This is a genomic window from Cardiobacterium valvarum (assembly GCF_900460955.1).
Classification (GTDB): Bacteria; Pseudomonadota; Gammaproteobacteria; order Cardiobacteriales; family Cardiobacteriaceae; genus Cardiobacterium; species Cardiobacterium valvarum.
In genome coordinates this window covers 357,813-372,035 of the sequence record NZ_UFUW01000001.1, presented here as the reverse complement: position 1 = coordinate 372,035, position 14,223 = coordinate 357,813, and the positions used below count along the sequence as shown (strand labels likewise).

General features: G+C 59.2%; 11 protein-coding genes. 7 read left to right on the top strand and 4 right to left on the bottom strand.

All coding sequences use genetic code 11. The features are described 5' to 3' along the window. Positions 1 to 135 precede the first annotated feature (135 nt). The 5 genes from DY250_RS01875 (at position 136) to DY250_RS01860 (ending at position 7,135) form a co-directional block, all read left to right on the top strand. On the top strand, positions 136 to 1,593 hold the full coding sequence (locus DY250_RS01875) for a peptide MFS transporter (RefSeq protein ID WP_115610669.1): 1,458 nt from the start codon (positions 136 to 138) through the stop codon (positions 1,591 to 1,593). Between the two features lie 30 nt (positions 1,594 to 1,623). After that, positions 1,624 to 3,414, top strand: a complete 1,791-nt coding sequence (locus tag DY250_RS01870; RefSeq protein ID WP_115610668.1) for an aminopeptidase P family protein — start codon at positions 1,624 to 1,626, stop codon at positions 3,412 to 3,414. A gap of 108 nt (positions 3,415 to 3,522) precedes the next feature. Continuing rightward, positions 3,523 to 3,945 carry a hypothetical protein gene (locus DY250_RS13580; RefSeq protein WP_147293433.1) on the top strand — a complete coding sequence of 141 codons (423 nt, stop codon included), beginning with the start codon at positions 3,523 to 3,525 and terminating at the stop codon, positions 3,943 to 3,945. Positions 3,946 to 4,238: 293 nt separating this feature from the next. Beyond that, the gene (gene aspA, locus DY250_RS01865) at positions 4,239 to 5,633 is read left to right on the top strand and encodes an aspartate ammonia-lyase (RefSeq protein WP_006986336.1); all 1,395 of its coding nucleotides are present in this window, start codon (positions 4,239 to 4,241) and stop codon (positions 5,631 to 5,633) included. A 233-nt stretch (positions 5,634 to 5,866) separates the two neighbouring features. Next, complete coding sequence (locus DY250_RS01860; protein ID WP_115610667.1) at positions 5,867 to 7,135, top strand: O-acetylhomoserine aminocarboxypropyltransferase/cysteine synthase family protein; 1,269 nt, start codon at positions 5,867 to 5,869, stop codon at positions 7,133 to 7,135. Between the two features lie 74 nt (positions 7,136 to 7,209). Here the strand turns inward: DY250_RS01860 and bamJ are convergent, their stop codons facing one another. The 4 genes from bamJ to DY250_RS01840 all read right to left on the bottom strand — a co-directional run bounded on the left by bamJ (position 7,210) and on the right by DY250_RS01840 (position 9,659). Next, positions 7,210 to 7,965, bottom strand: coding sequence for a BamJ family beta-barrel-assembly machinery protein (gene bamJ / locus DY250_RS01855; RefSeq protein ID WP_115610666.1), 756 nt, complete (start codon positions 7,963 to 7,965; stop codon positions 7,210 to 7,212). 71 nt (positions 7,966 to 8,036) lie between these two features. Next, the gene (locus DY250_RS01850; protein WP_115610665.1) at positions 8,037 to 8,531 is read right to left on the bottom strand and encodes a hypothetical protein; all 495 of its coding nucleotides are present in this window, start codon (positions 8,529 to 8,531) and stop codon (positions 8,037 to 8,039) included. Beyond that, positions 8,528 to 8,974, bottom strand: coding sequence for a universal stress protein (locus DY250_RS01845; RefSeq protein ID WP_006986332.1), 447 nt, complete (start codon positions 8,972 to 8,974; stop codon positions 8,528 to 8,530). The genes DY250_RS01850 and DY250_RS01845 overlap by 4 nt, the downstream gene beginning before the upstream one ends. Before the next feature lie 88 nt (positions 8,975 to 9,062). Next, entirely contained in the window at positions 9,063 to 9,659 is a 597-nt protein-coding gene (locus tag DY250_RS01840) for a TetR/AcrR family transcriptional regulator (RefSeq protein ID WP_115610664.1), read from the bottom strand. Between the two features lie 146 nt (positions 9,660 to 9,805). Between DY250_RS01840 and DY250_RS01835 the strand changes: the two genes are divergently transcribed. Both DY250_RS01835 and DY250_RS01830 read left to right on the top strand, forming a co-directional pair. After that, positions 9,806 to 11,029, top strand: a complete 1,224-nt coding sequence (locus tag DY250_RS01835; RefSeq protein ID WP_115610663.1) for an efflux RND transporter periplasmic adaptor subunit — start codon at positions 9,806 to 9,808, stop codon at positions 11,027 to 11,029. Between the two features lie 10 nt (positions 11,030 to 11,039). Beyond that, positions 11,040 to 14,222, top strand: a complete 3,183-nt coding sequence (locus DY250_RS01830) for an efflux RND transporter permease subunit (RefSeq protein WP_115610662.1) — start codon at positions 11,040 to 11,042, stop codon at positions 14,220 to 14,222. The last annotated feature ends 1 nt before the right edge of the window (position 14,223 follow it).

The window sequence follows — 14,223 nt, the reverse complement described above, 5'->3', positions numbered from 1 at the left end:
TATGTGGATTACTTGTTGCTTTTCTTTCATCTATGCTACATTCAGCGTGTTCGGGGGCGTTCCCCAGCGGGACAGCCCGAATGCAGCCGCGCGTTGGCGCGTGATGCAGTCTTTCTCACAACGGGAGTCCCGCTCATGTCTGCTTCAAACCCTACCCACAAATCCTTCCTCGGCCATCCGCACCAGCTCTTCTCGCTGTTCAGCATTGAGATGTTCGAGCGCTTCTCCTTCTACGGGATGCAGGGCATCCTCATGATTTACTTGTATTACGCGGCGACCGAAGGCGGCCTCGGCATCGATAAAACCATCGCGGGCGGCATCATGGGCGCTTATGGCGGCAGCGTGTATCTTTCCACCATCCTCGGCGGCTGGGCGGCTGACCGCGTCTTCGGCGCGGAGCGCACCCTTTTCTATTCCGGGGTGACGGTGATGCTCGGCCATATCGCGCTTGCCCTCGTGCCGGGGGTGACAGGGCTCATCTGCGGTCTGGTGCTGATAGCGCTGGGTAGCGGTGGGGTCAAGGCGTCTTCCAGCTCGATGGTCGGCTCGCTGTATGAGGATGATGCGCTGCGTCCGCTGCGTGATGCCGGCTTTACGATCTTTTATTTCGGCATCAACGTCGGCGGCTTTTTCGGCCCTATCATCACCGGCTGGCTGCAAACGACGCGCGGTTTTCACTATGGTTTCGGCGCGGCAGCCATCGGTATGGCCATTGGTTTGCTGATTTACGCCATCGGTCGCCGCAATCTGCCGCGTACCGGCGCGCCGAATCCGTTACCGCCGGACAGCATCAAAATCGCCATTGCCGCCGTGCTGATTGTGGCTTTCTTTATTGCCGCCGCCGTGTTCTTCAAGGAACTGCGCCTGGATAACTTCGCCACCGTGCTGCTGGTGGTGGTCATCTTCGCCGTCACCGGCTATTTCGTCCGCCTGATGAACGATGACAAAGTAGACGCCGAACACCACCGCTACATCCTTGCCTATATCCCGCTCTTTTCCGCAATGTGCATCTTCTGGGCACTATGGTTCCAAATATATACTGCCTTTACCGTCTATTTTGACGAAGTGATGCCGGCAAAACGCACCTTCGGCGATTTCGTTATCCCCGTCTCGTGGAAAGACTCGCTGCAAAGCCTGTGGGTTATCGTCTTCTCCGGCGTCATGGCAGCGGTGTGGACCAAACTCGGCGCACGCCAACCGAAAACGCCGCTGAAATTCGCGCTATCGCTCTTCGTCCTCAGCCTGAGCTACCTCGTCTTCATTCCCTTCCTGATGAGCGGGACGGTAATGCCGCTTTTCGTGCTGGCCCTTGCCGTGCTGTTCAACACACTCGCCGAACTCTTGCTCTCGCCGATTTCATTGTCCTTCGTCACCCGCATCGCGCCTGAACACTTCAAAACCCAGATGGTGGCGCTAAACTTCCTTAGCCTGTCGCTCGGTTTCACCCTTGGCGGCAAGTATTTTTCCACCTGCTACCAAGCGGATAATCCGGCCTCTTTCTACGTCTTGACCACGCTGATCGCTATTGCTACCGGCCTTGTCCTGCTGGTGATGGTGCCGATGCTGAATAAAATGCTCAACGGCGCCGAATAAACGTCCATCAACCATCCACAAGGGACTCTCATGAACCTCTACGCCAAACGCCTCGCCACCCTGCGCCAGCTCATGCAACAACACCAGCTCGACGCCTGGATTGCCCCCTCCGCCGACCCGCACCTCTCCGAATACCTGCCCGACCACTGGCAGACGCGGCGCTGGCTCTCCGGCTTCACCGGCTCCGTACCGACGCTGATTGTGACTGCCGAGCGCGCCGAACTGTGGGCGGACAGCCGCTACTGGGAACAGGCGACGCAGCAGCTCGCCGGCAGCGGCATCGAATTACAAAAACTCGGCTCCGGCCGCACCCACATTGACGCGCTCGCCGACTACCTGCCGCAGGGCGCCGTCGTCGGCATCGCCGCCGATATGCTCTCGCTTACCGCCAAGCGGCAGATGGAAGCGGCCTTCGCCGCAAAAAATATCCGCCTGAACCACCATCACGACCTGATGAACGACCTTTGGCATGACCGCCCCGCCCTGCCGCAAGCGACCATCTACCCGCACGACCCGGCGTTTGTTGCCGAAAACGCCGCCGCCAAACTCGCCCGCGTCCGCGCATCGATGCAAGAAAAAGGCGCCATGCACCACCTCATCTCCTCGCTGGACGACATCGCCTGGCTCACCAACCTGCGCGGTAGCGACGTGCCCTACAACCCTGTCTTTCTCGCCTACCTGCACATCAGCGACCACGACGCCACCCTCTATGTGGATGCCGCCAAACTTAACCCCGCCGCCACCGCGACACTGGCCGCCGCCGGCATCCGCGTCGCCGCCTATGAGGCCATCGCGGACGCCGTCGGCAAACTGAGCGGCAGCCTGCTGCTCAATCCGGATAAAACCGCCGTCAGCACCCTGCGCAAACTCCCCCCCGACGTTACCCTTATCGAGGCCATCAACCCCAGCACCCTGTTTAAAGCCTGCAAACACGAAGACGAAATCGCCCATACCCACGCCGCGATGGTGCAGGACGGCGTGGCGCTGTGCGGCTTCTTCGCCGAATTCGAAACCCGCCTCGCTGCCGGTGAGCGGCTGACCGAACTCGATGTGGACAGCATCCTCCTCGCCCACCGCAGCGCGCGTCCGCACTTCATCTCGCCCAGCTTCGATACCATCGCCGCCTACAACGCCAATGCCGCCCTGCCCCATTACAGCGCCACCCGCGAACACCACAGCGAAATCGGTCGCGACGGCCTGCTGCTCATCGACTCCGGCGGCCAATACCAGAACGGCACCACCGACATCACCCGCGTCATCCCCATCGGCACGCCGAGCGCCGCCATGCAGCGTGACTACACCCTCGTCCTGAAAGCGCACATCGCGCTGGCCGAAACCATCTTCCCCGACGGCATCGCCGCCCCCCTGCTTGACGCTGCCTGTCGCGCCCCGCTATGGCGCACACAATGCGACTACGGCCACGGCACCGGTCACGGCGTCGGCTACTTTTTGAACGTCCACGAAGGGCCACAAGTCATCTCCTACCACGCCCCCATCCACAGCGCGAGCGGCATGAAAGCAGGGATGATCACCTCAAACGAACCCGGACTGTACCGTCCCGGCCAGTGGGGCATCCGCATCGAAAACCTCGCCGTCAACCGCCGCGTCAAAAACCCGGCGGAAACCGCCTTCGGCGACTACCTCTACTTCGAAACCCTGACGCTTTGCCCAATCGACACCCGCCTCATCGACAAAACCCTGTTGAACGAGACGGAAACCCGCTGGCTGAACGCCTACCACGCCCACGTGCGCGAAACCCTCGCCCCGCTGACCAGCGGTGCCGCGCACGACTGGCTCATCAAAAACACCGAGGCGATTTAAATGGCGACATCGCCGAAAAAACCATAACTCGCGTAAGGAGGGCCTTGGCCCACCGCATAAGCCACCGCCATCGACAAACGTGCCTCGTGGCACAAAAAGAGGTGAACCATGAAAAAACTCCTAATTCCAACCCTGTTCATCATGCTCGCCGCCTGCTCTGGCGAAAAAAGCAGCGAACAGAACACGGGACATATCAAACACAGCTACATGAACCCAAGCGAACCCGCATGGAAAATGTCCAATGACGTAAGAATTCCTTGCTCTACATTGCAAGACAAAGAAGTTCCTTGTGCATCTGTACTACTAAAAGAAGGCGCGCCCATCCCCAAATATCCATTGACTTCCTCCGGAGACATTTTGGTCGTTTATATCTATGACCCAGTGCTCGCCAATCCGGCACAGCCTGGTGGTAAACGGCGACAACCGTGGATAATTCGCTCCAACTGTGACCTCTTGCCCAGCGAAAAGGATTCAGGACTTTGCTTGACCACTGAAGACACGAACAAACTGCTCGAACCCTTCCTGCAATAAAGACACCGGAAGGCGTCAGCACTCAACCAAAAGCCCGCGCCAGCGGGCTTTTCCGCAAAACCACCACAAAAAGAGTGATATTCACGTCACTCAAGCGGGAACGCAGTGGGGGTGCAAGCGGTGCAACAAGCGAAAAACACCAGAAAAACCGCCAACATCCCGCAGTCAAAGAACATAACAAAAACAAGGACTCGTGAATTTCTGAGTAATACCCTCCGAAAAGAAAAGCAAAATTCACGTTACAAACACAGCCTGCAGCGTTAAAATGCACAAAACCTAACAGGAGACCCCTCATGACAGCAACACGACGTGAACATGACTTACTCGGCGAACGCGACGTCCCCGCCGACGCCTACTACGGCATCCAGACCCTGCGCGCCCTGGAAAACTTCAACATCACCGGCGTGCACCTTGACCAGTTCAGCACCTTCATCAACGCCTTCGCGCAAGTGAAAAAAGCCGCCGCCCTCGCCAACCACGAAGTCGGCGCGCTGGACGGCAAAATCAAAGACGCCATCTGCGCCGCCTGCGACGAAATCATCAGCGGCAAACTGCACGACCAGTTCCTGGTGGACATGATCCAGGGCGGGGCGGGCACCTCCACCAACATGAACGCCAACGAAGTCATCGCCAACCGTGCCCTGGAAATCCTCGGTCACAAAAAAGGCGAATACGACTACTGCCATCCGAACAACCACGTCAACAAATCGCAGTCCACCAACGACGCCTACCCGACTGCACTGCACGTCGCCCTTGACGGCTACATCGAACGCCTCATCGGTTCGCTGCAAAAACTGCACGACAGCTTCGCCCGCAAGAGCAAAGAATTCGGCGACAAACTGAAAATGGGCCGCACCCACCTGCAAGACGCCGTGCCGATGACCGCCGGGCAAGAATTCAATGCCTTCGCGACCATGATTGCGACTGAAATCGAGCGCCTGGACGAACCACGCCGCCGCCTCTACGAAATGAACATGGGCGCAACCGCCATCGGCACCGGCCTGAACGCGCCAGCCGGCTACATCCCCGCCTGCGCACGCCACCTCGCCGCCATCACCGGCAAACCGTACAAAACCGCGAAAGACCTCATCCAGGCAACGCAGGACACCAGCGCCTACGTCCATCTCTCCGGCAACCTGCGCCTGATTGCCACCCGCCTCTCAAAAATCGCCAACGACCTGCGCTTCCTCAGCTCCGGTCCACGCGCAGGGCTGGCGAACTACATCCTGCCGGACAGACAGCCGGGCAGCTCCATCATGCCGGGCAAAATCAACCCGGTCATCCCGGAAGTCGTGAACCAGACCTGCTTCCACGTCATGGGCATTGACCACAGCATCGCGCTCGCCTCCGAAGCGGGACAACTGCAACTGAACGTGTTTGAGCCGGTCATCACCTTCAACCTCTTCACCGCGATGGTCATGCTTTCCCGCGCCTGCGAAACCTTCGCCGAAAAATGCATCGACGGCATACAGCTCAACGAAGCGCACTGCCGCGAACAAGTGCTGTCGAACATCGGCCTCGTTACCGCACTCAACCCCTACATCGGCTACGAAAAATCCTCCGACGTCGCCAAAACCGCAAAACGCACCGGCGGCTCGGTGTACGACATCGTGCTGGAAAAAGGCTATCTCAGCAAAGACGAGCTGGAAAAAATCATCGCGCCGGAAAACATGGTTTATCCGAAATAACCCGACATCCATAGCCGCCTCAATGAAAAGCCCCGCGCAAGCGGGGCTTTTCGCTGCGCTCAAGCGGGCATAGTGTTTATCCCGCTTGGCTGGCCCGGCGTTTATCCCGCTTGGGGGTCCAGTAATTACGTCGCTTGGCGGGCTTCGGCCCCTGCCATGCGCTCCCTTTTGACTTGCCCCAGCCGGACGCGTACATTCCCGCTACTTAACATCTCTCGTAACAGGAGCCGCCTATGCATCTCGAAACCCTGGCCATCCACGCCGGTTATCAGCCCGACCCGACCACCAAAGCCGCTGCCGTACCGGTCTATCAGACCACCAGCTACGCCTTCGACGACACGCAGCATGGTGCCGATCTCTTCAATCTGAACGTGCCGGGCAACATCTACACCCGCATCATGAACCCCACCACCGATGTGCTGGAACAGCGGCTTGCCGCCATCGAGGGCGGTATTGGCGCGCTGGTCGTGGCGAGCGGCATGGCGGCGGTGACCTATGCGATACAGACCATTGCCGAGGCGGGCGACAATATTCTCGCCGCGAAAACGCTCTACGGTGGCACCTTCAACCTGTTCGCGCATGCCCTGCCGCGTCAGGGCATTGATGTGCGTTTCTTTGACCCCGACCATCCCGAAGAAATAGCCACGCTCGCGGATGGGCGCAGCAAGCTGGTCTATTGCGAAAGCATCGGCAATCCGGCGGTGAATGTGGTCGATATCCCGGCGCTGGCCGCTGCCGCGCACGCGCAGGGCCTGCCGCTGGTGGTGGACAACACGGTCGCTTCGCCTGCCTTGTGCTGCCCACTGGCGCTGGGTGCGGATATCGTGGTCGAATCGTTGACGAAATACATCGGTGGGCACGGCACATCGTTGGGTGGCGCGATTATCGATGGTGGGAGCTTCGACTGGTCGGCTGACCCGCGCTTTGCCATTCTGAATACGCCCGATCCTTCATATCATGGCGTGAATTACCGCGAACATTTCGGCGCTGCCGCCTACATCGCCCGTGCCCGCGTCGCCCCGCTGCGCAACATGGGCGCTGCCATCAGCCCGTTCAACGCCTTCCTGATTTTGCAGGGTCTGGAAACGCTGGCGTTGCGTATGGAACGGCACAGCAGCAACGCCTTGCAGGTGGCCCGTTTCCTGCAAAATCATCCGCAGGTCGCCTGGGTGAAATATCCGGGGCTGGACGACAGTCCGTACAAACACCTGATTATGCGCGATTTCCACGGGCAGGCATCCGGTCTGCTCAGCTTCGGCATCCGGGGTGGCAGCGCAGCGGGCGGACGCTTTATTGATGCGTTGCAACTCTTCACCCGCCTGGTCAACATCGGCGATGCCAAATCACTCGCTACCCATCCCGCCAGCACGACACACCGCCAGCTGAGCGAGCATGAACTGGCCGCCGCCGGCGTCAGCGCCGACATGGTGCGTCTCTCAATCGGCATTGAACATATCAACGACCTGCTCGCCGATTTGCAGCAGGCGCTGGTCGCGGCGTGATGATGTTCTGACAGTACCCTGTGGGTATAAAAAACGGCATCCGTGGATGCCGTTTTTTATGTGCCGGAAGCGGCTTATTTTTTCGCTTCGTCTTTCTTTTCTTCCGCAGGCTTGCCTTCTTCAGCTGCCGCTTTGGCATCAGCGGCGCCAACTTTCAGCAATTCGACGTCGAAGGTGAGGACGGCATTCGGCGGGATGGTCGGCGGGGCACCAGTTTCGCCGTAGGCGAGGTTGGAAGGGATGTAGAAGGTGTATTTGCTGCCTTCGGTCATCAGTTGCAGGCCTTCAACCCAGCCGGGAATAACGTCGGTCACGCTGAAGGTGACGGGTTCTTTGCGTTCCAGCGAGCTGTCGAAGACGGTGCCGTCGAGCAGGCGACCTTCGTAGTGTACGGTGACGCTGTCTTTGTCGGTCGGTTTGGCACCTTTGCCTTCTTTTTCGACTTTGTATTGCAGGCCGCTCTTGGTGGTTTTTACGCCATCTTTCTTGCCGTTTTCATCGAGGAATTTTTTGCCCGCTTCGGCATTGGCGGCAATTTCTTTTTCGTATTGGGCCTGCATGTCTTTCATGCGGGCTTCGGCGAAGGTTTTCATGGTTTTGTCCATGTCTTCGGCGCTCATCGCCGGCTCTTTGCCGTCGTAAGCGTCTTTCAGGCCGGCAACGAGGGCGTCAATGTTGATGTTTTGCCCGCCGATGTCTTTGACAGTGCTGCCCATGTCCACGCCAATGGCGTAGCCGACTTTGTCGGCGTCGGTTTTGAGTTCGATGGCTTGCGCGCTGCCGATAACGGCACCAAGTGCGGCGGCCAGCAGGATTTTTTGGTTTGTCATGTCGTTCTCTCCTTGGGAAGATTGGTGAAAAAACGGCGCGCAGTATGCCACAATCGGCGTTACTGTGCGGTTTAAGGTTGGGTAATTCTTTGCCGCGCCGCGTCGATGAGGTGGTGTTCTTGTAGCCAGCGGATGGCATCAATGGCGTCACCGTCAAGCCAGGCGTACACGCTGCCTTCGCGGTAGTTGTAGCCCCAGGCGGTCATGTCAGCGAGCATTTGCGCGCGGCCGACGTCGGGCAGGGCTTCGGCAAGCAGGATTTGCAGGTAGTTCACCGCGCATTCTTCCAGCACGGTACCACCGGCGTCAGTGTGCAGGTTGGCACGGCGCGCGTCGTCCATACAGATCCAGTGACCGGCTTCGTGCAGGGCGGAATGGGTGGGGGTGTCGGGGCGGATGTAGAGGGTGTCTTTGACAAGGCCGGCTTCCGGCGCACCCCAGTAGCTGCCGGGGATATCGGCATCCACGGGCAGCAGTTCGACTTTCAGGCCGTATTCGCCCAGTAATGATGAAAGCGCCGACAGGTTAATGTCGGCGCACAGTTGGACGTTCGGGGGCTGGCTCATACGGGTTCGCCGAGTTTGACGACGAGGACGTCGCAGTTGACGCCGGGTAAGATGTCGTCGGCGGTGGCGCCCAGCAATGAGGCGAGGCCGGTACGGACGTGGCGACCAATGACGATGAGGTCGGGTTTGATTTTGTTGCAGTAATCAAGGATGCCGCGCCGGGTGGAGAGTGCGGTTTCGACGTGGGCGTCGTCGGCGATGATGTTGTGCCGCGCCAGGAGTTCCTGCATTTTGGCGCGTGCACCGGAGATGATTTCGTCTTCGTTGTTGTTCAGCGGAATGATGGGGACGATTTCGTAGCCGGCGGTGAGGACGGTTTCTTCCATGACATGCAGGACGCGCAGTTTGGCATCAGGGCTGTCCAGCATGCATTTGGCACGGCTGGCAACGATATCGCTGTCTTCACGCAGGTCGGTGACAAGTAGGACGTTTTTGTAGCGCATGACGTTCTCCTAATTGGGTTGATGGGTGTGGCTTTTTGCTGTTTCCACGCTTTTATTTTAACACGATTCCTCATGGGCGGCGTGAGGTTCACAGGGTTTGCAGCATAGCGGTGGTATTTTTCAGGACACGTTCAATGTAGGCGGCAAGCGAGGGGTTGTTGGGCTCTTCGAGGCACATTTCCACCAGGCCCTTGAAGATGACGCCCATGTGGAAAAAGAGGTAGTCGGGATCGGTGTCAATGCGGAAACGGCCTTCGGCTTTGCCGCGTTCGACAATTTCGCGGCATTGCTGCTGCCAGATGAGTTTGTAGTCACGGTGTAGCTGGGCGAGCGGCTGGGTGCAGCCGTGCTGGTTGAAGACGCGGAAGAAGCGCAGGCGGGCGGGATGGTGGATGAGGGTTTGGAAGAAGGCGATGAGGATATCGCAAATGCTCTCCCAGCTGTTCGGTCTGCGCACGGCATCGGCGTTCTGCTGCATCAGGTCGTGGAATTGTGCCTGGGCGAGGGCGATGAGGATTTCGTCTTTGTTTTCAAAATGCCAGTAAATCGCTCCGCGCGTCACCCCAGCCTGGCGGGCGATGCTGCTCAGGGTGGTCTGGGTGTAGCCCTGTTCGTCGAAGAGGGTCAGGGCGGCGTCAAGAATGGAGTTACGGGTTTGTTCTGCTTCGCTTTTGGTCCGGCGCATGGGAGTGGTGATGTGGTGGATGCCAGCCGCGCAGTATAGCCAAGCTTGCTGGTTTTACATACAAGCTTGTATATAATACGCCGCTTGCTTTTTCTTAATGGCGCTGCCATGTTGACGTCGTTTTTAAAATTTTACCGGAGGAACTTATGGAGATTCGTTTGAAACACGCGCTTGCTGCTGTCGCTGTCGCCGCCAGCCTGCAATCCGCGCTGGCGCAACAGGGACCGGGCGGCGGTGAGCAGAAACCGCCACAAGCGGGGGTCATTATCGTCAAGCCGCAGACAGTGGTGCAGACGAAGAACCTGCCGGCGCGTCTGGAAGCCTCGCGTGAGGCAGTAATCCAGCCGCAGGTGAGCGGCATCGTGCAGAAGCGTCTCTTTGAAGAAGGCGCGATGGTGCGCGCCGGGCAGCAGCTCTATCAGATTGATGACGCGGTTTATCTCGCCAATTTGCAAGCGGCCAAGGCACAACTGGCGCAAGCCGAGGCGAACAAGGCGCTGGCGCAAAGCACCGCCAACCGCTACGCCCCGCTGGTCAAGGAAAAGGCCGTGTCGCGCCAGACTTATGATCAGGCGCTGGCCGAGGTCAAGGTGGCTTCCGCCAATATCATGGCGGCGGAAGCGGGCATCAAGCAGGCAGAAATCAATGTGCAATACGCCAAGGTGATGGCGCCGATTTCCGGTGTGATTGGCAAGTCCAATGTGTCCGAAGGTTCGCTGGTGTCGCCGAATGGCACAGTGAGCATGGCCAAGATTCAGCAACTTGACCCGATGTACGTCAACATCACCCAGACTGCCGCCGATTTGCGCCGTATCAAGAAGGAATTTCAGTCTGGCGCGATGAAGGGCGTGGATTTCTCCGTGCAGATTACGTTTGATGACGGCACGCCTTATCCGCACAAAGGCCGCCTGCTCTTCGCGGATCAGACGGTTGATCCCGGCACCGGCGAACTCTTGCTGCGTGCCGAAATCCCCAACCCTGACGGTGAATTGTTACCCGGGCTGTATGTGCGCGCCGATATTCCGCAAAGCCAGCTGCAAAATGTCTATGTTGTGCCGCAAAGTGCGGTCACGCGGGGCGCGAAAGACACACTGCGCGTCGTGGCCGAAGACGGCTCTTTTGCCCCGCGTGAGGTAAAAGTTATCGGCGAACGCAAGAATCAGTGGATTATCGGCGAGGGTCTGAAACCAAATGAAATGGTGATGGTCGACACCCTGTCGCAATTGATGGCAGGCGCGACCCACATCACACCGGTTATCTACGGTGACGACGGCAAACCGCTGCCGCAACAGCCCGCCGCACCGCAAGCCAAACCTGCCGCCCAGCCCCAGCCCGCCACACCGGTAGGCGAAAAACCGGCCGCGCAGTAACGGGGGGAATATGTCCAAGTTTTTCATTAACCGTCCCGTTTTCGCCTGGGTTGTCGCGATATTTATCGTTATCGCCGGCCTGCTTGCCCTGCAACGTCTGCCGGTCGAGCAGTATCCGAACGTCAGCGCGCCGAAAATCACCGTCCGCGTCAGCTATCCGGGCGCGAGTGCCGCTGAAATCGAGGAGTCCGTGCTTTCCATCATGGAACGCGAGATGAACGGCATTGACGGTCTTGACTATATGCAGGCAACCGCCGACGCCAGCGGCAGTGGCGAGCTGGCGCTGACCTTCGTCTCCGGCACCGATGAAGACATTGCCCAGGTCAACGTGCAAAACGCCGTGTCGCAGGTGACATCCCGCCTGCCCGGCACGGTGACGCAAAACGGCATCACCGTCGGCAAACAAAGTGCCAACTTCCTCATGGTGGTCTCTCTGCAACGCAGTGAGAATTCCAGCCTGACCGTGCGCGAAATGAGCGACTACGCCCAGCGCAATATCGTCCCCGAACTGCAACGGATTGACGGCGTCGGCGGCGTCCGCCTCTTTGGCGCGGAAACCTCGATGCGCATCTGGCTCAATCCGGAAAAACTGCGCGGCTACAACCTCTCTGCCGCTGACGTATCCGCCGCGGTTGCCGCGCAAAACCGCTCCATCCCGACCGGCAGCCTCGGCTCGCTGCCTGCCCTGCCGGGGCAAAGTTTCTCGGCGGTTATCAACGTTCCCGGCCAACTGCGCAACGTCGCCGAATTTGAAAATATCGTTCTGAAGAGTACCGAAGGCGGCGCTACCGTGCGCCTGAAAGATGTCGCTCGTGTCGAACTTGGTCAGGAATCGTACATGGCGTCTGCCCGCCTGAACGGCGAACCCACTACCGGTATGGCCGTGCAACTGTCCAACAGCGGTAATGCGGTGGCAGTAGCGAAAGCGGTCAAAGCGCGCATGGCGGAACTGCAAAAATACTTCCCGGAAGGCATGCACTGGTCAGCGCCGTATGACACCTCAACTTTTGTCAGCCTCTCCATCGAACAAGTGTTGCACACCCTGCTGGAAGCGATGGTGCTGGTCTTCATCGTCATGTTCCTCTTCCTGCAAAACCTCCGCTACACCCTCATCCCCGCCATCGTCGTGCCGATTTCCCTGATGGGTGCGGTAGCCTTGATGGCGCCGCTGGGGCTATCCATCAACGTGCTCACCATGTTTGCGATGGTGCTTGTCATCGGGATTGTGGTGGATGACGCCATCGTGGTGGTGGAAAACGTCGAACGCCTCATGGCGGAAGAAAAGCTCACCCCCTATCAGGCGACGCGCAAAAGCATGGGGCAGATTTCCAGCGCCATCGTCGGTATCACCCTGGTCAACATCGTCGTCTTCCTGCCGATGGCTTTCATGTCCGGCTCGACCGGTGCCATCTACCGCCAGTTCTCGCTGGTCATGGCTGGCTCTATCGGCTTCTCTGGCTTCCTGGCGTTGACCCTCACCCCGGCCCTCTGTGCCACCATGCTCAAACCCGTGCGTGATGATCACCACGAAAAACGCGGCTTCTTCGGCTGGTTCAACCGCGCAGTCAAAGCCGCCACCCATGCCTATGAAGCGACCGTGGCCAAGTGCATCCGTATCAGCTACCTGATGTTTGTCATCTATCTGGGCGTTGGCGCCGGCGCCGCTTTCCTCTTCCTGCGCCTGCCCACCTCGTTCCTGCCGAACGAAGACCAGGGTTTCGTCATCGCCAGCCTGCAACTGCCGACCGGCGCCACCGCCGAACGCACCATCGAGAAACTCAAAGAGATGGAAGCCGTCGCCAAAGGCATTCCGGAAATCGAGAACATGTTTGCTGTGCAGGGTTTCAGCTTCAGCGGTTCGGGGCAAAACATGGGGATATCCTTCATCATCCTCAAAGACTGGAAAGAGCGCACCCGCCCCGACCAGTCCGCCTCCGCCATTTCCGGCAAATTGATCGGCGGCTTCATGGGCATTCGGGATGCCACCATCTTCGCCCTCAGCCCGCCCGCCATTCCCTCGCTCGGCACATCCAGCGGCTTCGACCTCATGCTTGAAGACCGGGGCGGTGCCGGACATGCCGCGCTGCTTGCCGCGCGCAACCAGCTGATGGGCATGGCGATGCAGAAAAAAGACATCATCGGGCAAATCCGCCCCAGTGGTCTGGAAGACGCGCCGCAACTGCGCATCGACATCAACCGTGACGCCGCCTACGCGCAAAACGTTACCATCAGCAGCATCGCCAACATCCTCGGCACCAACTTCGGCTCCGCCTACATCAACGACTTCCCCAACAATGGCCGCCTGCAACGCGTGACCGTGCAGGCCGATGCCGGGACGCGGATGCAGGAAGAAGGGCTGAAATCACTGGACATCCCCAACACCACGGGTGGCCAGGTCCCGCTGGAATCCATCGCCAGCTTCGCCTGGGAACAGGGGCAGATGCAGGCGACCCGCTACAACGGCTACCCGGCGATGCAACTCTCCGGTGAAGCCGCAACGGGGCAAAGTTCCGGTGACGCCATGAACACCATGGTTGAACTGACCAAAGCCCTGCCACCCGGCTTCGCCCTTGAATGGACGGGGCTGGCGCTGGAAGAACAACGCGCGGGCGACCAGCAAATGTACGTCCTCGGCTTCAGCCTGCTCGCCGTCTTCCTCTGCCTCGCAGCGCTGTACGAAAGCTGGTCCATTCCGTTTGCCGTTATCCTCGTCGTGCCGCTCGGCATCCTCGGCGCCACCGGCGGTATCTTCAGCCGCAACTGGTTCAACACCCAGATGGCCGGACAAAACGCCGAACTCTTTGCCAACGACGTGTACCTCAAAGTCGGCCTCATCACCATCATCGGCCTGACCGTGAAAAACGCCATCCTCATCATCGAGTTCGCCAAAGACCTGCAAGAAGGCGGCAAAACCCGCATCCAGGCGGCATTACAAGCGGCGCACCTGCGCTTCCGTCCCATCGTCATGACCTCGCTCGCCTTCATCCTCGGCGTCGTCCCGCTCTACTTCGCCAGCGGTGCCAGCTCGGCGAGCCAGCGCGCCATCGGCACCAGCGTCTTCTGGGGGATGAGCATCGGCACCTTCCTCGGCCTCGTCATGATCCCCATCTTCTTCGTCCTCGTCCGCAAACTCTTCCCGGGTAAACTCGGCGTCCACGACAAATACGCCACCCGCGAAGACCAGCCCTACTGAT